The organism is Methylobacterium sp. 391_Methyba4 (genome assembly GCF_029691625.1).
Taxonomy (GTDB): domain Bacteria; phylum Pseudomonadota; class Alphaproteobacteria; order Rhizobiales; family Beijerinckiaceae; genus Methylobacterium; species Methylobacterium fujisawaense.
The window spans coordinates 6,065,043-6,084,196 of record NZ_CP121475.1 but is presented as its reverse complement, the minus strand read 5'-3'; the positions used below and the strand labels follow the sequence as shown (position 1 = coordinate 6,084,196).

At 68.9% G+C, this 19,154-nt stretch carries 17 protein-coding genes and 1 tRNA gene; 7 read left to right on the top strand and 11 right to left on the bottom strand.

The features are described from left to right. Positions 1-33: 33 nt before the first annotated feature. The 6 genes from P9K36_RS28695 to P9K36_RS28670 all read right to left on the bottom strand — a co-directional run bounded on the left by P9K36_RS28695 (position 34) and on the right by P9K36_RS28670 (position 7,337). Positions 34-753 carry an aspartate/glutamate racemase family protein gene (locus P9K36_RS28695; RefSeq protein WP_043760225.1) on the bottom strand — a complete coding sequence of 240 codons (720 nt, stop codon included), beginning with the start codon at positions 751-753 and terminating at the stop codon, positions 34-36. 71 nt (positions 754-824) lie between these two features. Beyond that, positions 825-3,251: an endopeptidase La gene (gene lon, locus P9K36_RS28690; RefSeq protein ID WP_043357208.1), complete on the bottom strand. Its 2,427-nt coding sequence runs from the start codon at positions 3,249-3,251 to the stop codon at positions 825-827. A 248-nt stretch (positions 3,252-3,499) separates the two neighbouring features. Next, positions 3,500-4,771 carry an ATP-dependent Clp protease ATP-binding subunit ClpX gene (gene clpX / locus P9K36_RS28685; RefSeq protein ID WP_043385521.1) on the bottom strand — a complete coding sequence of 424 codons (1,272 nt, stop codon included), beginning with the start codon at positions 4,769-4,771 and terminating at the stop codon, positions 3,500-3,502. 186 nt (positions 4,772-4,957) lie between these two features. Further along, a complete protein-coding gene (locus P9K36_RS28680) occupies positions 4,958-5,584 on the bottom strand; it encodes an ATP-dependent Clp protease proteolytic subunit (RefSeq protein ID WP_012322036.1) in 627 nt (208 codons plus the stop codon). Positions 5,585-5,711: 127 nt separating this feature from the next. After that, positions 5,712-7,121: a trigger factor gene (gene tig, locus P9K36_RS28675; RefSeq protein ID WP_043347496.1), complete on the bottom strand. Its 1,410-nt coding sequence runs from the start codon at positions 7,119-7,121 to the stop codon at positions 5,712-5,714. A 131-nt stretch (positions 7,122-7,252) separates the two neighbouring features. After that, a tRNA-Leu gene (locus P9K36_RS28670) sits at positions 7,253-7,337 on the bottom strand. Positions 7,338-7,485: 148 nt separating this feature from the next. Between P9K36_RS28670 and P9K36_RS28665 the strand changes: the two genes are divergently transcribed. Continuing rightward, positions 7,486-8,970, top strand: a complete 1,485-nt coding sequence (locus tag P9K36_RS28665) for a multicopper oxidase family protein (protein WP_043760222.1) — start codon at positions 7,486-7,488, stop codon at positions 8,968-8,970. Here P9K36_RS28665 and P9K36_RS28660 read toward each other — a convergent pair. After that, positions 8,963-10,462, bottom strand: coding sequence for an NAD(P)H-hydrate dehydratase (locus tag P9K36_RS28660; RefSeq protein WP_278306278.1), 1,500 nt, complete (start codon positions 10,460-10,462; stop codon positions 8,963-8,965). The two genes, P9K36_RS28665 and P9K36_RS28660, sit on opposite strands and share 8 nt — an antisense overlap. Positions 10,463-10,656: 194 nt before the next feature. On the opposite strand from P9K36_RS28660, the gene P9K36_RS28655 reads away from it, so the two are divergent. Together P9K36_RS28655 and P9K36_RS28650 are read left to right on the top strand one after the other, a co-directional pair. Beyond that, positions 10,657-10,995, top strand: coding sequence for a P-II family nitrogen regulator (locus tag P9K36_RS28655; protein ID WP_003600526.1), 339 nt, complete (start codon positions 10,657-10,659; stop codon positions 10,993-10,995). Between the two features lie 163 nt (positions 10,996-11,158). Then, positions 11,159-11,338: a DUF2735 domain-containing protein gene (locus P9K36_RS28650; RefSeq protein WP_043347490.1), complete on the top strand. Its 180-nt coding sequence runs from the start codon at positions 11,159-11,161 to the stop codon at positions 11,336-11,338. A 194-nt stretch (positions 11,339-11,532) separates the two neighbouring features. Here P9K36_RS28650 and P9K36_RS28645 read toward each other — a convergent pair whose 3' ends face one another. Continuing rightward, a complete protein-coding gene (locus P9K36_RS28645; RefSeq protein WP_043347488.1) occupies positions 11,533-12,567 on the bottom strand; it encodes a glutamine synthetase beta-grasp domain-containing protein in 1,035 nt (344 codons plus the stop codon). 335 nt (positions 12,568-12,902) lie between these two features. On the opposite strand from P9K36_RS28645, the gene glnA reads away from it, so the two are divergent. Both glnA and P9K36_RS28635 read left to right on the top strand, forming a co-directional pair. Next, on the top strand, positions 12,903-14,312 hold the full coding sequence (gene glnA, locus P9K36_RS28640) for a type I glutamate--ammonia ligase (RefSeq protein ID WP_043385529.1): 1,410 nt from the start codon (positions 12,903-12,905) through the stop codon (positions 14,310-14,312). 219 nt (positions 14,313-14,531) lie between these two features. Further along, positions 14,532-15,170, top strand: coding sequence for a VOC family protein (locus tag P9K36_RS28635; protein WP_278306277.1), 639 nt, complete (start codon positions 14,532-14,534; stop codon positions 15,168-15,170). A 164-nt stretch (positions 15,171-15,334) separates the two neighbouring features. On the opposite strand, the gene P9K36_RS28630 is transcribed toward P9K36_RS28635, so the two are convergent. After that, entirely contained in the window at positions 15,335-15,958 is a 624-nt protein-coding gene (locus P9K36_RS28630; RefSeq protein ID WP_043760216.1) for a ribonuclease D, read from the bottom strand. Positions 15,959-16,056: 98 nt separating this feature from the next. On the opposite strand from P9K36_RS28630, the gene P9K36_RS28625 reads away from it, so the two are divergent. Next, a complete protein-coding gene (locus P9K36_RS28625) occupies positions 16,057-16,485 on the top strand; it encodes a cupin domain-containing protein (RefSeq protein WP_078947133.1) in 429 nt (142 codons plus the stop codon). On the opposite strand, the gene P9K36_RS28620 is transcribed toward P9K36_RS28625, so the two are convergent. After that, complete coding sequence (locus P9K36_RS28620) at positions 16,482-17,405, bottom strand: EamA family transporter (protein ID WP_278306276.1); 924 nt, start codon at positions 17,403-17,405, stop codon at positions 16,482-16,484. The genes P9K36_RS28625 and P9K36_RS28620 overlap by 4 nt on opposite strands. 97 nt (positions 17,406-17,502) lie before the next feature. On the opposite strand from P9K36_RS28620, the gene P9K36_RS28615 reads away from it, so the two are divergent. Then, positions 17,503-18,729 (top strand): glycerophosphodiester phosphodiesterase family protein, encoded by a 1,227-nt coding sequence (locus P9K36_RS28615; protein WP_043760214.1) that lies wholly within the window; start codon positions 17,503-17,505, stop codon positions 18,727-18,729. Between the two features lie 172 nt (positions 18,730-18,901). On the opposite strand, the gene P9K36_RS28610 is transcribed toward P9K36_RS28615, so the two are convergent. Next, entirely contained in the window at positions 18,902-19,027 is a 126-nt protein-coding gene (locus P9K36_RS28610; RefSeq protein WP_278306275.1) for a hypothetical protein, read from the bottom strand. Between the last annotated feature and the right edge of the window lie 127 nt (positions 19,028-19,154).

Genomic DNA, 19,154 nt, shown 5'->3' with positions numbered 1-19,154 from the left:
GTGCGGTGCAAGGGGCTCCGTTTCGGATCGGCGTCAGGGATCGACGAGCCGCGCCGCCAGTGCCGGCGCCAAGCCAACGCTCTCCACGGGCTCTGGCCTGAACCGGACCGTCCCGGTCGCCCCCGCTGCCAGAACCGCACGGGTTCCCGCCTCGACCGAGCAGATCAGCGGAACGGGAACCTGCGCCGCGATCCGCCGCGCCAGTCCCGCGAGGCCGGCACCTCCGAGAATGACGCGCTCGGCGCCGGACGCCGCGCAGGCGCGGCAGGCCTCGGCCAGGGTCGCCAGGGCGGCGTCCGGATCACGGGCGATGGAGCCACCGCTCGGAGCCACCGTGTGGAGCGCCGCCAGAGCATCGGACAGGCCGAGGGCCGCCACGAATTCCCGCAGCATCGGCTCCCAGGCCGCGCCCCCGGTGACGATGCCGAAACGGCCCGCCGCGGCGGCCTCGCGACAGGCGGCTTCCGCCATGCCGATGACCGGCACCCGCGACAGCTCGCGCAGGGCGAGAAGACCCGGATCGCCGAAGCAGGCCAGATACACCGCGTCGCACTCAGCCCCATGCTCCGCGAGGGCGTCGAGCGCCGCATGGCCGGCGATGGATGCGGCAGCCCGGCTCGCGATGTAACGCGCCCCGAAGCGGCCTGTGACGGCGCGCAGTTCCGCTTGGTCACCGAGTTGCGCACGGACATGGGCGGCGACGAGGTCGGTGACATGCGCGCTGGTGTTCGGGTTGATCAGCAGGACGCGCATCCAAGCCTCCGCGCATGAAAAAGCCCCCGGGGCGCGAAGCTCCGGGGGCTCGTATCATTCGGACGTCTTCGTCAGTGAGCCACGAAGGCGGCGCCGTCTTCCTCGGTCCGGGCAGGCTTGGCCACCGGCAGCGGCTCTTCCCACTCGATCGCCTCGGGCTGACGGACCAGCGCCTTCTCCAGCACCTGATCCATCCGCGAGACCGGGACGATCTCCAGCCCGTTCTTCACGCTGTCGGGCACCTCGGCGATGTCCTTGGCGTTCTCCTCGGGGATCAGCACCGTCTTGATACCGCCGCGCAGCGCGGCGAGCAGCTTCTCCTTCAGGCCGCCGATCGGCAGGACCCGACCGCGGAGCGTCACCTCGCCGGTCATCGCGACGTCACGGCGGACCGGGATCCCGGTCAGCGTCGAGATGATCGCGGTGGCCATGGCGATGCCGGCCGACGGACCGTCCTTCGGGGTCGCCCCCTCCGGAACGTGGACGTGGATGTCGCGACGCTCAAAGAGCGGCGGCTCGATCCCGAAGTCGATCGCCCGGGAGCGGACGTAGCTCGCCGCCGCCGAGATCGACTCCTTCATCACGTCCTTCAGATTGCCGGTGACCGTCATCTTGCCCTTGCCGGGCATCATGACGCCCTCGATCGTCAGCAACTCGCCGCCGACCTCGGTCCAGGCCAGACCCGTGACCACACCCACCTGATCGTCCGCGTCGATCTCGCCGTAGCGGAACTTCGGCGGGCCGAGGAAGACCGGAAGGGTCTCCGTCGTCACCGCGACCGACTTGGTCTTGGTGATCAGGATCTCCTTCACCGCCTTGCGGATCAGGTTAGACAGCTCGCGCTCCAGGTTCCGGACGCCGGCCTCCCGCGTGTAGCGGCGGACCAGCATCATCAGCCCGTCATCGTCGATCGACCACTCGTGCGTCCCCAGCCCGTGCTTCTTCAGGGCGTTCGGGATCAGGTGCTTGCGCGCGATCTCGACCTTCTCCTCCTCGGTGTATCCGGCGATGCGGATCACCTCCATCCGGTCCATGAGCGGGCCCGGGATGTTGAGGGTGTTGGCCGTGGTCACGAACATCACGTTCGAGAGGTCGTAATCCACCTCCAGGTAGTGGTCGTTGAAGGTGCTGTTCTGCTCAGGGTCGAGCACCTCGAGGAGCGCCGCCGACGGATCGCCGCGGAAGTCCATGCCCATCTTGTCGATCTCGTCGAGCAGGATGAGCGGGTTCGAGGTCTTGGCCTTGCGCATCGACTGCACGATCTTGCCGGGCATCGAGCCGATATAGGTCCGGCGGTGACCGCGGATCTCGGCCTCGTCACGGACGCCGCCGAGCGACATGCGCACGAACTCACGACCCGTCGCCTTGGCGATGGACTTGCCGAGCGAGGTCTTGCCGACGCCGGGGGGACCGACGAGGCACAGGATCGGACCGGTGAGCTTATTCGCCCGCTGCTGCACGGCGAGGTACTCGACGATCCGCTCCTTGACCTTGTCAAGGCCGAAATGGTCCTCGTCGAGGAGCGCCTGCGCGCCGAGCAGATCCTTCTTGATCTTCGAGCGCTTGCCCCACGGGATGCCGAGCATCCAGTCGAGGTAGTTGCGCACGACGGTCGCCTCGGCCGACATCGGCGACATCTGGCGCAGCTTCTTCAGCTCCGCCGTCGCCTTGTCGCGGGCCTCCTTGGAGAGCTTTGTCTTCTCGATCTTCTCTTCCAGCTCAGCCAGCTCGTCGCGGCCATCCTCGGAGTCGCCCAACTCCTTCTGGATCGCCTTCATCTGCTCGTTCAGGTAGTACTCGCGCTGGGTCTTCTCCATCTGCCGCTTGACGCGGGTCCGGATGCGCTTCTCCACCTGCAGCACGGAGATCTCGCTCTCCATGAGCGACAGCACGCGCTCGAGGCGCTGCGCCACCGTGGGGGTCTCCAGGATGCCCTGCTTGTCGGAAATCTTAACGAGCAGATGCGAGCCGATCGTGTCGGCGAGCTTGGACGGCTCGTCGATCTGGGTCACGGCGGAGACGACCTCGGGCGAGATCTTCTTGTTCAGCTTGACGTAGTTCTCGAACTCCGAGAGCACCGAGCGCGCGAGCGCCTCGGCCTCGACGCGGTCGCCGAGTTCGTCGTGCAGGGCCTCGGCGGTGGCCTCGTAGTACTCGTCCGAGCGGGTGAAGCCCGTGACCTTGGCGCGGCCGACGCCTTCCACCAGCACCTTCACGGTGCCGTCGGGCAGCTTCAGGAGCTGGAGGACGGAGGCAAGGGTGCCGATCTTGTAGATCGCATCGGTGGCCGGATCGTCGTCGCCCGCGTTGATCTGGGTGGCGAGCAGGATGTGGCGGTCGGTGCGGACCGCCTCCTCAAGGGCGCGGATCGACTTCTCGCGCCCCACGAACAGGGGCACGATCATGTGCGGGAAGACGACGATGTCGCGCAGGGGGAGGACGGCGTAGGTGCCCGTCGTGCCCGGGACCACCGGCTGGCGCGATTTCGACTGTGACATGCTGACTTCCTCTCAGGGACGCCCGGGTTCAGCACCTCCAAGCATGGAGCGCGCCTACAGCCAGGGGCCGACCGGGCCGCGAGGGTCGGAATTTCGAAAACTTTGCGGCTGGTGACGCGGACCGGACCTCGAAGGAGCGTGCGGCCACCGCGCTGAGCCTGAGGTGGCTGCGGGGCGCAGCGTTTTCAAGATGTTCCCCGCAGCGCGCCCGGCCGGAGCCGGGCGCTTAACGCAACCCTACCAAGCGCTTACGCGCTGACGCTGGCGGGCGCTTCCTTGTTGCGGTCGCCGTGGATGTAGAGGGGACGCGACTTGCCCTCGACCACCTCCGGACCGATCACGACCTGCTCCACGGACTCGAGGCCCGGCAGGTCGTACATCGTGTCGAGCAGGATCGTCTCCAGTATGGAGCGCAGGCCGCGGGCGCCGGTCTTGCGCTCGATCGCCTTGCGGGCGACGAGCGACAGCGCGTCGTCCTGGAACGTCAGATCGACGTTCTCCATCTCGAAGAGCCGCTGGTACTGCTTGACCAGGGCGTTCTTCGGCTCCTGCAGGATCTTCTTCAGCGCGGCCTCGTCGAGATCCTCAAGCGTCGCCAGGACCGGCAGGCGGCCGACGAACTCGGGGATGAGGCCGAACTTCAGGAGGTCCTCCGGCTCGACCGAGCGGAAGATCTCGCCGGTGCGGCGGTCGTCCGGGGCCTGCACGGTCGCGCCGAAGCCGATCGAGGTGCCCTTGCCGCGCTGGGAGATGATCCGCTCCAGCCCCGCGAAGGCGCCGCCGCAGATGAACAGGATGTTGGTCGTGTCGACCTGCAGGAATTCCTGCTGCGGGTGCTTCCGGCCGCCCTGGGGCGGAACGGAGGCGACCGTGCCCTCCATGATCTTCAGGAGCGCCTGCTGCACGCCCTCGCCCGACACGTCGCGGGTGATCGACGGGTTGTCGGACTTGCGGGAGATCTTGTCGATCTCGTCGATGTAGACGATGCCGCGCTGCGCCCGCTCGACGTTGTAGTCCGAGGCCTGGAGCAGCTTGAGGATGATGTTCTCGACGTCCTCACCGACGTAGCCGGCCTCGGTGAGGGTCGTGGCATCCGCCATGGTGAACGGCACGTCGAGGATGCGGGCGAGCGTCTGCGCGAGCAGCGTCTTGCCCGAGCCGGTCGGCCCGATCAGCATGATGTTGGACTTGGCCAGCTCGACGTCGTTGTGCTTCGTCGCGTGCGCGAGCCGCTTGTAGTGGTTGTGCACGGCGACCGAGAGGACCTTCTTGGCGAAGTCCTGGCCGATGACGTAGTCGTCGAGGACGCGGCGGATCTCCTTCGGGGTCGGCACCCCGTCGCGGCTCTTCACCAGCGAGGATTTCGACTCCTCGCGGATGATGTCCATGCACAGCTCGACGCACTCGTCGCAGATGAACACGGTCGGGCCAGCGATCAGCTTGCGGACCTCGTGCTGGCTCTTGCCGCAGAACGAGCAATACAGCGTGCTCTTCGAGTCGTTGCCGCCAGTCTTGCTCATATCGGTCTCCGATTCCTCGCGTCCGCAGCCGGCAAGGGGGCGGACGCGCATCGTTTGAATGTAGGGGGCCCGTTTAAAGAAACAGTGTGCTGCGCGCCTTTGACCGAAGGGCCCGATCTCGGATGCAAACACGCTGCCGCGGCGGGATCAAGGCCGCGCCGCGGCGGTCAGGCGTCGCGGATCCGATCAGGCGGCTGCCGGCTCGGGGCGCTTCTCGATCACCTCGTCGATGAGCCCGAACTCCTTGGCCGCGTCCGCGGTCATGAAATTGTCGCGCTCAAGGGCGGTGTGGATCGTGTCGTAGTCGCGACCCGTGTGCTTCACGTAGATCTCGTTCAGGCGCCGCTTCAGCGCCTCGATCTCGCGGGCATGGATCAGTATGTCGGTCGCCTGGCCCTGGAAGCCGCCCGACGGCTGATGGACCATGATCCGGGCGTTCGGCAGGGCGAAGCGGTGGCCGGGCTCGCCGGCGGTGAGCAGCAGCGATCCCATGGAGGCGGCCTGGCCGACGCACAGCGTCGTCACCGGGCAGCGGATGAACTGCATCGTGTCGTAGATCGACAGGCCCGAGGTGACCACGCCGCCGGGGGAGTTGATGTAGAAGGAAATTTCCTTCTTCGGATTCTCCGCCTCGAGGAACAGCAGCTGCGCCACGATCAGCGACGCGCCGTAATCCTCCACGGGGCCGGTGAGGAAGATGATGCGCTCGCGCAGCAGGCGGGAGTAGATGTCGAAGGCGCGCTCGCCGCGGCTCGATTGCTCGACGACCATCGGCACGAGCGCATTGTTGTAGACGTCGATCGGATCTCTCATCTCGTCCTGCCCAGGAGTGAGGCCCGGGGCTGCCGCGAATCAGGGCAGCCCCGGGCATGTCAGCGAACACCGGCGATGCTTAACCATCGCCTAACCCTTGCCCGCCGTCGCTCGGACAGGGCGGGACTCAGTCGGCCTTTGCCTCGGTCTTGGCCTCGGCCTTGTCTGCCGGCTTCTCGCCGGTCGTGTCGTCGTCATCTTCGTCTGCGAAAAGCGCCTCTTTCGAGACAGGCTCCTCGACGAGTTTGACCTGCCCGAGGACGTGGTCAACGACCTTCTCCTCGAACAGGGGCGCGCGGAGTTCCGCGAGCGCCTGCGCATTCTTCCGGTAGAAGTCCCAGACCTGCTGCTCCTGGCCCGGGAACTGCCGGACCCGGGCGATGAGGGCCTGGTTCACCTCCTCATCCGAGACCTTGATATCGGCGCTCTCGCCGACCTGCGCAAGCACGAGACCGAGACGGACGCGCCGTTCCGCGATCTTCCGGTACTCGGCCTGGGCCTTCTCCTCGGTGGTGTCCTCATCCTCGAAGGTCTTGCCGCGCGTCTTGAGGTCCTGCTCGACCTGGGCCCAGACCGCGGCGAATTCCTGCGCCACCAGGGACGGAGGCAGCTCGAAGGCGTACTTGCCGTCCAGGGCGTCGAGGAGGTCCTTCTTGAGGCGGCGGCGCGTGGCGGCCTCGAAGTCGCGGCCGATCGCCTCCGACACGGCTTCGCGGAGCTTCTCCAGCGACTCCATGCCCATGGACTTGGCGAACTCGTCGTCCACCTTGGCCTCGCCCGGCGCCTGGATCTTCGTGACCGTCACGTCGAACTCGGCGTCCTTGCCGGCGAGGTGCTCGGCCCCGTAGGATTCGGGGAAGGTGACCTTCACGAGCGGCTTGTCGCCGACCTTGGCGCCGACGAGCTGGTCCTCGAAGCCCGGGATGAACGAGCCGGAGCCCAGCTCCAGATCGATGCCCTCGCCCTTGCCGCCCTGGAACTCCTCGCCGTCGATGCGGCCGACGAAGTCGATGGTGACGCGGTCGCCGCTCTGGGCCTCCGCGCCCTCGTCGCGCTCGGCGAACGGGCGGCCCTGGCCGGCCATGCGCTCCAGGGCCTCGTCCACCTCCGCGTCGGAAGGCTTGGCGACGCGCTTGGTCAGGCTGACGTCGGAGAGGTCGGCGAGTTCGAAGCTCGGCATCACCTCGAGGGCGACCTTGAAGGCGAGGTCACCCTTGGCGTCGAGCGCCTTCTCGACCTCGGCCTGATCGCTCGGGAACTCGACCTGCGGCTCCAGGGCGAGCTTGAGGCCGTTGTCGGCGACGATCTGGCGATTGGCCTCGTTGACGGCGTTCTGCACCACCTCAGCCATCACGGAGCGGCCGTAGACCTTGCGCAGATGCGCGACCGGCACCTTGCCGGGGCGGAAGCCCTTGAGCTGCACCTTGTCCTTCATGCCGGACAGCTCGTTGGTCAGGCGCTCCTCGAGTTCCTGGGCGGCCAGCAGAACCTGAAACTCGCGCTTCAGCCCCTGGGCGTTGATCTCGGTCACCTGCATCGTCGTCGTCGCTCTTCAAAGAAACCTGGGTTCGCCGGGCGGGCCGGCGTCGTGCTCGCGCGGACCGGGATGCCGAGATGTCGGGTACGGGACGGAGGGTCCCGAGGGGACCGCTACCGCAGCAGACGTCCTGGTGCGGGCGGAGGGGCTCGAACCCCCACGTCTTGCGACACTGGAACCTAAATCCAGCGCGTCTACCAGTTCCGCCACGCCCGCGCGCGCCGACATCCGGCGCATCGCCGGCCGCCGGAAGCGCGCCCTATAGCATGGGCCGGCCGGCCCGCAGCAAAAAACTTACCCCTGTGGCGCGGGAGCCGACACGCCGCTATGGAGCGAACCCGTCGCGAGCCGCAGCCGAGATCCCATGCCGCCATCCCGCCCCGTGCCGCCGACCGATTCGCGCGCCGGCTCGCCGTCGCGCCGGAGCCTCCTCGCCACCGCCGCCGCCTTCGGGCTGGTGCCGGACGCGGCGCGGGCCCAGGCGCCGAGCCCGCCCCCCGGCAGCGGGGCGGCGTCTCCGGCGCAACCGGAACCGGCCGCCCTGCCGGCGGCCCCCGGCCGGGCTCGGTTCCGGTCGGAGCCCGCGCCCGAAACGCCGGTCTGGTGCTTCGACGGTAAGGCCCTGCCGCCCGTCGTCCGGGTCAAGCTCGGCCAGCCGGTGCGGCTGAAGGTCGAGAACCGGACCGACAAGCCGCTCGCGTTGCACTGGCACGGGGTGCGCAACGTCAACGCCATGGACGGCGTCGGCGGGGTGACCCAGGCGCCGATCCCGCCGGGCGGCGACTTCCTCTACGCGTTCACGCCGCCGGATGCCGGCTCCTACCTGATCCGGCCGTTGGTCGTCGGGGGGTCGAGCGAACCGTCGGGGCGCGGGCTCGCGGGCATGCTGGTCGTCGAGGAGGCGAATCCGCCCGCCGTCGATGCCGATGTCAGCGTCGTCCTGCAGGATTGGCGGCTCGAGGATGACGGCACGCTCCTGCCCTTCGGGCAGGTTCCGCTCGCGGCCGCACACGGGCGCCTCGGCAACCTCGTCACGGTCAACGGCAAGCCGGTGCCGGGCATCTTCGAGGCCCGCCCCGGGGCCCGGGTCCGCCTGCGCCTCGGCAATGCCTGCAACGCCCGGGCGACGCGCATCAAGTTCGAAGGCGTCAAGGTCTATGTGGCGGCGGTCGACGGGCAGCCCACCGACACGTTCGAGCCGCTCCGGGCCACCCTGCCCTTCCCGCCGGGAACCCGCTACGACCTGCTCGTCGACCTGCCGGAGGAGGAAGGCGCCACCTGCGCGATCCACGCGCTGATCGGCAAGGGCCTCATCCTGGCCAGCGTCACCACGAAGGGCGCCAAGATCACCGAGAAGCGGCCGCCGATCGGGCCGATCGGCGAGAACAAGCGCCTGCCGGCCGAGGTCAAGCTCCAGAACGCCCTGCGCCGCGACGTCGTGATCACCGGCGGCGCCTTCGTGCCGAAGGACAAGGGAGGCGCCAAGGACGGTCCGGCGCCCGACGCCGTCTATACGGGCGATCCGCAGAAGATCTGGTCGGTGAACGGTGTGAGCGGCACCACGGGCCTCCAGCCGATCTTCTCGGTGAAGCGCGGCCAGGTCGTGGTGCTGGCCCTGCGCAACGATACCGCCTTTCCCCAGGCCCTGCACCTGCACGGCCATTGCTTCCGGCTGCTCCACCCCCTCGACGATGGCTGGGAGCCCTACTGGCTGGACACGTTCCAGCTCCTGGAGGGCAGGACCGCACGGATCGGCTTCCTGGCCGACAATCCGGGGCGCTGGCTGATCAGCGCCACGGTGCTGGAGCGGTTCGACACCGGCCTGTGGACCGTCTTCGAAGTCACCTGAGCGCGGATTCGACGAGGTCCCGGAGCACCGCCGGCATCAGCTCCGGGATGTCCTCGGCGATCAGGCCGGGACCGTGGCGCAGGCCGGCATCGCCGTGGAGCCACACCCCGGTGGCGGCGGCCTCGAAGGGGTCCATGCCCTGGGCCATCAGGCCGGCGATCAGGCCACCCAGCACATCCCCGGAGCCCGCAGTGCCGAGATAGGGGCTGCCGTGGTCGTTGATCGCCGCGCGGCCGTCCGGGGCGGCGACGACAGTATCGGCGCCCTTGAGGACCACGACGGCGCCGGTGAGTTCCGCCGCCGCGCGGGTCCGCGCGACCTTGTCGGCGGCGCCTGCCGCCGCCGTACCGTCGAAGAGCCGCGCGAACTCGCCGGCATGGGGGGTCAGGACGGCCCGGGCATCGCCATCCGCCAAATGGGCGGCGAGAAGGCGCGCCTGCCCGGCGAAGCTCGTCAGCGCGTCGGCATCGAGAACGAGGCCGCGCCCGGCCGCCGCCGCCACGGCGACGCGTTCCCGGGTGGGCTCGCCGGTCCCGAGTCCCGGACCGGCCAGAACCACATTCAGCCGCTCGTCGGTGAGCAGGTCGTCGAGGTCATCGGCACTCTCGCAAGGCCGCAGCATGATCGCCGTGAGATGCGCGGCGTTCTCAGCGAGCGCCGCGGGCGGCGACGCGACGGTCACGAGCCCGGCGCCGACCCGCAGGGCACCGCGGGCGGCCAGCCGGGCGGCCCCGGTCTTCGTGGCCGGCCCGGACAGCACGAGGGCGTGGCCGCGGGTGTATTTGTGGCTCAATCCGCTGAGCCGCGGGAAGGCTCCGGCCCACAGGTCGGGCCCGTTCCGATGGAGCGGCGGGCCGACGGCCAGACCGACCGCGAGCGCCTCCGGTCCGGTCCCGATATCCGCGAGGCTGAGTTGCCCGCAGAGGCTGCGTCCGGGTTGGAGCAGGTGTCCGGGCTTGAACGCCACGAAGGTCACGGTCTCCACCGCCCGGATCGCGACACCTCGCACCGCACCGGTATTGCCGTCGATCCCGGTCGGCACGTCGACCGCGAGCACCGGGACCCCGGCGGCGTTCACCGCCTCGACGAGCGCGCGGGCGGCGCCGTCGAGATCGCGCGACAGACCGGCCCCGAACAGGGCGTCGATCACGAGGTCGCAGGACGGCAGCGGGCTGCCGTCGACCTGACGCACCGGTCCCGTCCAGGCCTGGGCGGCCAGGGCGGCGTCCCCTTTTAGCGCCGCACGCTCACCGAGAAGGACGAGGTCGACGCCGTAGCCGGCCTCCGCCAGCAGGCGCGCGGCCACGAAGCCGTCGCCTCCGTTGTTGCCGGGTCCGCACAGGACGACCGTCTTTCCGCCCGCCGGCAGGCGAGCCCGGGCGCGGGCGGCGACCGCGGCGCCGGCAGCCTCCATCAGCCGGAGGACCGGCACGCCGCCGTCGATGGCTGCCGCATCGACCCGCCTCATCGCCGCGACCGTCAACAACCGCATGTCCGCCCTCCCCTCTGCCCGTGCACCGATCAGCCCTGACTAAAAACGCGCCAAAAACCGGAGAAGCGCCTGAAGGATGTGCGTGGATCGCACATGAAATAGGCACTATGGTTGGGCACGCCGCGAAAACGGCATGGCGGAGGCGTCACGAGGATGTTAGAAATGCCCGGCACCGCAGCGCAGGCCCGAGCGGCATGAAGAAGATCGAAGCGATCATCAAGCCTTTCAAGCTCGACGAAGTGAAGGAGGCGCTCCAGGAGGTCGGTCTCCAGGGCATCACCGTCATCGAGGCGAAGGGTTTCGGCCGTCAGAAGGGCCATACGGAGCTCTACCGGGGCGCCGAATACGTGGTCGACTTCCTGCCCAAGGTGAAGCTGGAGATCGTTCTGTCCGACGCCCTTGTGGAGGGCGCCGTCGAGGCGATCCGCAAGTCGGCCCAGACCGGCCGCATCGGCGACGGCAAGATCTTCGTCTCGACCATCGAGGAAGCGATCCGCATCCGCACCGGCGAGACCGGAACGGACGCGATCTGACGCGGGCCGTCCCGCTCCCGCAACGCTTCTCTGCCTAAGATTTCGCACTGCGCGAATGTCCGGCATCGGCGCGCTCCGCACTGGAGCGCCGCCTTCCACACCCCACATCATCGGGAACGGCTGGCCTGATCGGCCGCTTGAACCCGATGCAGGAGGATGTGCGATGGCCGCGACGGACCCGCGCGAGAGCGCCAAGATCTACGATCTGTCCGCGTTCCGGCGCTCGCGCCTGACCGCGCGGGCCGCTCCGGACGCGAAACCCGCACCCGTGCCGAGCCTCGGCGGCGGCGCGTGGTACCACGAGGCGGCGATCCGCGACGACGAGCGCCCGCGCCGATCCTGAGACCCGAAACTCGGGCGTTCCGCCCGTCCACGCACCCCGCGATACCCATACGTTACAGGGCCGCCGAGCGGAGCTCGCTATCCTGGAGCGCTGGCACGGGTCACGGACCGGCCCACCCGATCCGGAAACGGCGAAGCCGGACCCGAGGGCCCGGCTTCGTTCGTTCTGTGGGAAGCTGACGCTTCCGACGCGTCTTACGCGGCTGCAGCGGCCTCGGCCGGCACGGAAGCGATCGTCTTCAGCACCTGCGAGGCGATCTGGTAGGGGTCGCCTTGGGAGTTCGGACGGCGATCCTCGAGGTAGCCCTTGTAGCCGTTGTTCACGAAGGAATGCGGCACGCGGATCGAGGCGCCGCGATCGGCCACGCCGTACGAGAACTCGTGGATCGAGGCGGTCTCGTGCTTGCCGGTCAGGCGCATGTGGTTGTCCGGACCGTAGACGGCGATGTGCTCCTCGCGGGCGTTCTTGAACGCCTCCATGAGCTTCTCGAAATACGCCTTGCCGCCGTGCTCGCGCATGAACGCGGTCGAGAAGTTGCAGTGCATGCCCGACCCGTTCCAGTCGGTGTCGCCGAGCGGCTTGCAATGGTACTCGACGTCGATGCCGTACTTCTCGCAGAGGCGCTGCAGGAGGTAGCGGGCCATCCACATCTCGTCGGCGGCCTTCTTGGAGCCCTTGCCGAAGATCTGGAACTCCCACTGGCCCTTGGCCACCTCGGCGTTGATGCCCTCGTGGTTGATGCCGGCATCGAGGCAGAGGTCGAGGTGCTCCTCGACGATCTTGCGGGCGACGTCGCCGACGTTCGAGTAGCCGACGCCGGTGTAGTACGGGCCCTGCGGCGCCGGGTAGCCGGAGGCCGGGAAGCCGAGCGGGCGGCCGTCCTTGTACAGGAAGTACTCCTGCTCGAAGCCGAACCAGGCGCCGGCATCGTCCAAGATGGTGGCGCGCTTGTTGGATTCGTGCGGGGTCACGCCGTCCGGCATCATCACTTCGCACATCACCAGCACGCCGTTCTTGCGGGCCGGGTCGGGGAAGTGGCGCACGGGCTTCAGCATGCAGTCGGAGCTGCCGCCCTCGGCCTGCTTGGTGGACGAGCCGTCGAAGCCCCACATCGGGAGCTGCTCGAGGGTCGGGAAGCTGTCGAATTCCTTGATCTGCGTCTTACCGCGGAGGTTCGGGGTCGGCGTGTACCCGTCGAGCCATATGTACTCGAGCTTATATTTGGTCATTCCGGTTCTCTCGTCCGTATCGATGCGCGACCTGGGCAACCCGGGAAGACGCGAACGGCTTGCCGCCTCGTCGACGGCTGCGGCCGCCTTCGCATGGATCGTGCCAGCAGGGCCATTGCCGGAGAACAACGATGCCCTAGAAACGGTATGGCGCGATCACGGTTTCGAGATCGGACGCAATCGCGGACCGATCGTTCTATCCGGCCGCCGATTCCGGGGCCCGGCGGGTGGCAAGGCACGCCCGCGCCGGATATCAAGCCCCGCTTGCCGGCGCACGCGACCGCGTGCGGGTGCGCCCCGAGAGACGATTCAGAGATCCCTGGAGGATGCCCACGATGACCACTGCGGCCGAGGTGCTGAAGACGATCCGGGACAACGACGTGCGCTACGTGGACTTCCGGTTCACCGACCCGCGCGGCAAGTGGCAGCACGTCACGTTCGACGTGTCGCTCATCGACGAGGAGATCTTCGACGAGGGCACCATGTTCGACGGCTCCTCGATCGCCGGCTGGAAGGCGATCAACGAGTCCGACATGCTGCTGATGCCGGATCCGGTGACCGCCACCCTGGACCCGTTCTTCTCGGCCGCGACCATGTCGATCGTGTGCGACGTGCTGGAGCCGGCCACCGGCGAGCCCTACGGCCGCGACCCGCGCGGCACCGCCAAGCGCGCCGAGGCTTACCTGCAGCAGACCGGCATCGGCGACACGATCTATGTCGGCCCCGAGGCCGAGTTCTTCGTGTTCGACGACGTGAAGTTCGGCGCCGACCCCTACCGCACCGGCTTCGAGCTCGACTCCACCGAGCTGCCAACCAACGGCTTCACCGATTACGAGGGCGGCAACCTCGGCCACCGGGTGCAGACCAAGGGCGGCTACTTCCCCGTCCCGCCGCAGGATTCGGCGCAGGACATGCGCGGCGAGATGCTCGCGGCCATGCAGTCCATGGGCGTGAAGGTCGAGAAGCATCACCACGAGGTGGCCTCGGCCCAGCACGAGCTCGGCATGAAGTTCGACACGCTGACCCTGCTCGCCGACCACATGCAGATCTACAAGTACTGCATCCACAACGTCGCGCAGAGCTACGGCAAGTCGGCGACGTTCATGCCCAAGCCCGTCTACGGCGACAACGGCTCGGGCATGCACGTCCACCAGTCGATCTGGAAGGACGGCAAGCCGGTCTTCGCCGGCGACAAGTATGCCGGCCTCTCCCAGGAGTGCCTCTGGTACATCGGCGGCATCATCAAGCACGCCAAGGCGCTGAACGCCTTCACCAACCCGTCGACCAACTCGTACAAGCGCCTGGTGCCGGGCTACGAGGCGCCGGTGCTGCTGGCCTACTCGGCGCGCAACCGCTCGGCCTCCTGCCGCATCCCGTGGACCAAGAGCCCGAAGGCCAAGCGCGTGGAGGTCCGCTTCCCCGACCCAATGGCGAACCCCTACCTCGCCTTCTCGGCGCTGCTGATGGCCGGCCTCGACGGCATCCGCAACAAGATCGACCCGGGTCCGGCCATGGACAAGGATCTCTACGAGCTGCCGCCGCGGGAGCTGAAGAAGATCCCGACCGTGTGCGGCTCGCTCCGCGAGGCGCTCGCCAACCTCGACAAGGACCGGGCCTTCCTCAAGGAGGGCGGCGTGTTCTCGGACGACCAGATCGACTCGTTCATCGAGCTGAAGATGACCGAGGTGCTGCGCTACGAGATGACCCCGCACCCGATCGAGTTCGTGCAGTACTACTCGCTGTAAGGGGATTGCGGGCCGGGCACGATGCCCGGCCCGGATCTCTCCCAGGCCGGGGCCTCTCGCGGGGCCCCGGCCTTTTTCTTGGGGACGTTCCGGAGTTACCCATCCCCACCTGATTTTGCGGCGCCCGTCAGCACGAAGGCCGGGTCGGGACCTGCGCGGCCCCGGGAATGCCCTGGCCGCCGGCCGCCCAGGCGCTAGCGGTCACACGGAGCCCGCCCGATGCTTAGCCTCGACCACCTCGTCGTCGTCGCGCCCGCTCTCGCGGAAGGCGTGGCGCATGTCCGGGATTGCCTCGGCCTGACGATGCCGGAAGGCGGGCGCCACCGCGAGATGGGCACCCGCAACCATCTGATGCGTCTCGGCGACGCCACGTTCCTGGAGGTGATCGCTGTCGATCCCGAGGCGCCGGTCCCGCCGCGGGCGCGCTGGTTCGGCCTCGGCGATGCCGCACGGGTGCGGGCCGACTGGGATTCGGGCCGGCGGCTGCGCGGCTTCGTCGCCCGCACGGACGATCTCGACGGCGTTCTCGCCGCCCATGGCGCGCTCCTCGGCGCGGCGGCGACGATGACCCGCGGCGACCTGTCCTGGCGCTTCGCGGTGCCCCCGGGCGGGGTGTGGCCGGCGGACGGGGCAGCGCCGTGCGTCATGGATTGGGGGCAACGCGGGAATCCGGCGGGGCGGATGCCGGATCTCGGCGCTGGTCTGGAGGCGCTCATCCTGACGCATCCGGATCCCGACGCCGTCACGGAGCTGCACGCCGCGCTCGGCCTCGCCGATCCGCCGCGGGTCGTGGCGGGCCCCGGCCCGCGCTGGACCGCCCGGATCACGACGCCGTCCGGCCCGCGGACGCTGACCTGAGCACGACGGACCCTCCTCGCCGGCCTGATCGGGTGGGTGACCGGCGAGGAGGGACTGGCCGGGACCCGGAAGCCCTGGCAACCACAACTTACCAGCGACACATCGCGGTGCGGTGACAGGAAAGTCTCACTCCGCACAGGAAGTGTGCAGAATCCTCCGCCTCCTCAAGTATGCGCGAAGATGTCGGTCTCGGGCCAGCCGTCGAGGTCGAGGCGGGCCCGGGTCGGCAGGAAGGCGAAACAGGCGGCCGCGAGATCGCTGCGCCCTTCCCGGGCCAGCATCGCGTCGAGCCGGTCGCGGGCCGCGTGGAGGTGGAGCACGTCCGACGCCGCGTAATCGAGCTGGGCCTGCGACAGATTCTCGGCGCCCCAATCCGAGGATTGCTGCTGCTTCGACAGGTCGACGCCGACGAGTTCGCGGACCACGTCCTTCAGGCCGTGGCGATCCGTATAGGTCCGGGCGAGCTTCGAGGCGATCTTGGTGCAGTAGACCGGCATCGGCATCACCCCGAGCGCCCGATACAGGACCGCCACGTCGAACCGCGCGAAGTGGAAGATCTTGAGGATTTCCGGATCGGCCAGGACGCGCTTGAGCATCACCGGCTCCGGACCGTCTTGCGGGATCTGGACCACGTCGGCCGTCCCGTCGCCGGTGGAGAGCTGCACCACGCAGAGACGATCCCGATGCGGGTTGAGCCCGAGCGTCTCTGTGTCGATGGCCACCGCCCGGCCCGCATCGTAATCGGCGGGCAGGTCGCCGCGGTGGAGACGTACGGTGGGGCTCGGCATCTTTTTCGGACCTTACGGGTTTTTCGGCCGGTAGCATCGGCGTCCAGTGCCGGCAAGCGGCCGGCCGGACGCCGGCGCGGCGGATGGAGAGGCGGATCATGACGGCAGCCGAGGTGATCGCGACGCTGGGGCTGAAACCCCATCCCGAGGGCGGCCATTACCGCGAGACCTTTCGCGATCCCCGCACGGTGGAGGGGCGCTCGGTCGGCACGGCAATCTACTTTCTGCTGGATCTCGGCGAGGTCTCGGCGTGGCACCGGGTCGACGCCACCGAGATCTGGCACTGGCATGCCGGCGCGCCGCTCGTGATCACCACGAGCCCCAACGGGCACGACGCCACGGCCCAGCATCTCGGCCCGGATCTCGCCGCGGGGCAGCGCCCGCAATGCGTCGTGCCGACCGGCCACTGGCAGACCGCCACCAGCCTGGGCGCCTGGACGCTCGTCGGTTGCACGGTCTCGCCGGGCTTCGACTTCGCCGGCTTCGAGATGGCGCCGCCGGACTGGCGGCCGACGCCGCGGCGCTAGCCTCGCTTCGGCGCCGTCCGCGACGTCCGCGACGTCCGCACCGCCGTGAGCGCCCCCGCCACGATGAGCAGGCAGGCGACCGCCAGGGCGGGGCTCGGGCTGGCATAGCCCGCCGCCACCAGGATCAGCGTCGAGAGGACCGGCGCCGCGTAGGCCGTGACACCGAGGAGCCGGACGTCGCCGCGCTTGCAGCCGATATCCCAGAGATAGAAGGCCGCCCCCACGGGCCCGAGACCCAGCAGGAGCACGGCGCCCCATTGCACCGCATCGGCCGGCCAGACCGTCGCCTCGAAAGCCAGATGGCACGCGAGGCTGAGCGCCGCCGTGGCGAGGCAGAACCCTGCGACCGCGTCGGTCGGCACCTGCCCGACCCGGGCCGAGAGCACCGAGTATCCGGCCCAGACGAAGGCCGCCGCCAGGGAGGCCGCGTAGCCCGGCAGCGCGCCCGCAGCGAAGGTGAGATCGGCCCGTCCGGCGAACAGGGCCGCGACGCCGGCGAGACCGAGGACCGCCCCGATGAGATGGCCCGGGCGCAACCCGCCCGAGCCCGGCAGGCGGGCCGAGAACAGGACGATCAGCAGCGGCCAGAGATAGTTGATCAGCCCGGCCTCGGCCGGCGGCGCGAGGCGCAGGGCGCTGAAGTAAAGGGCGTGGTAGCCGAACAGGCCTCCGACCCCGAGCAGCCAGACCGGCCAGGGCTGGATCAAGGCGCGGGCGCGGCTCGGCCGGACGATCCAGGTTGCGCAGCCGCACAGGCCGCCGATCAGGAAGGTCATGGCGGCGAGCTGGAACGGCGGCACCGTCCCGGAGGCGGCCGTGAACAGGGCGAGCAGCGACCACAGCAGGATCGCACCGAAGCCCGCGACAGTGGCGGTTGCGCTCTGCGTGCGCAGGGTCGAGATCGATGCAGGCGCGGTCATGGCGTGCCGCTATCACGCCGCTTCCGAGTCGGCGAGACCGGGGTCACGCCGCTGTCACCGTGGCCCTCTACCGGCGACCTGAAACGGGAGGTTCGCGATGCGTGCGTTCATGATCGGGCTGGGGCTGCTCCTGGGGCCGGGACCCGGCCTCGCCGGCGAGGCCGCCCAGCTCGGGCCGCGGCCCTTCTACCTCGTCGACCAGCTGAAGCCCGGCCCGCTCAAGGACACGCTCGCCGCCTGCGGAATCGACCGGACCTACACGCCCAGGGCCTTCTCGATCTCGCATCGCGGCGCGCCGCTGATGTTTCCGGAGCATACACGGGAGGGGGTGCTCGCCGCCGACCGGATGGGCGCCGGGATCATCGAGTGCGACGTGGCCTTCACCAAGGACCGCCAGCTCGTCTGCCGTCACAGCCAGTGCGATCTGCACACGACCACCGACATCCTGGCCCGACCCGAGCTCGCGGCGAAATGCACGCAGGGCTTCACGCCGGCCGATCCGGCCACCGGCCGCAGGGCCTCGGCCAAGTGCTGCACCAGCGACCTGACGCTGGACGAGTTCAAGTCGCTGAACGGGAAGATGGACGCCGCCGATCCGGACGCCACCAGCGTGACGGCCTACATGAACGCGACCCCGCGCTGGCGTACCGATCTCTACGCCGGCACCGGCACGCTGATGTCCCACAAGGAGTACATCGCGCTGGTGAAGGGGCTGGGGCGGAAGTTCACCCCCGAATTGAAGGCCCCCCAGGTGCCGATGCCGTTCGACGGCACCTACACCCAGGACATGTACGCCCAGCAGCTGATCGACGAGTACCGGCAGGCCGGCATCCCGGCCTCCGACGTCTATCCGCAGAGCTTCCAGCTGCGGGACATCCTGTACTGGCTGGAGAAGGATCCGGATTTCGGCCGCCAGGCGATCTTCCTCGACGACCGCGACGAGACCGCGAAGGGTTTCGACCCGGAGAAGCCCGCTACGTGGCAGCCCGGCATGACCGAACTCGCGCAGAAGGGCGTGAAGATCCTGGCGCCACCGCTCTGGATGCTGGTGCGGCCGGGGCCTGACGGGACGATCGAGCCCTCGACCTACGCCCGGGAGGCGAAGAAGGCCGGCCTGGGCCTGATCGCGTGGTCCCTGGAGCGCTCGGGCCCCCTGAAGGGCGGCGGCGGGTACTATTATCAGTCGATCAAGCCGGTGGTGACCGGCGACGGCGACATCCTGCGGCTGCTCGATGTCCTGCACGGGCAGGTGGGCGTGCTGGGCGTCTTTTCCGACTGGCCTGCGACCACGACCTTCTACGCCAACTGCGTCGGCGCGCCCTAAGGGGTGCGGCTCAGTCGGCCCACAGGGCCACGAGGGAGAAGACGCCGGCCATCATGAAGTTGACGACGAGGAAGCCGGTGATGATCAGGGCGAGCGTCATGAGCGTTGTCTCGGGGTGAACGATCCGGAGAACCGGCAGCAGCCCCTCGGGGCGCTGCCGGGGATGGGCGTCTCAGAGCGGGGAGAGCAGCAGGACGAGATGACCCAGATGGCCGAAATCGAGCGGCTTCCAGCCGAACCATCGCTGAAGCGGCACGTAGATCACGCACTGCACCCCGGCACTTCCGAGCATCGCCAAGACGAACTATCCCCAGTCCTGCGTGACCATCCCGATCGTGGCCGCGAACATCGCCGTCGTGGCGAAGATGAACGTGCTGGCGTTCCCCGGCCGCGGCGTGATGACGTCCGACATCGTCGATCTCCCT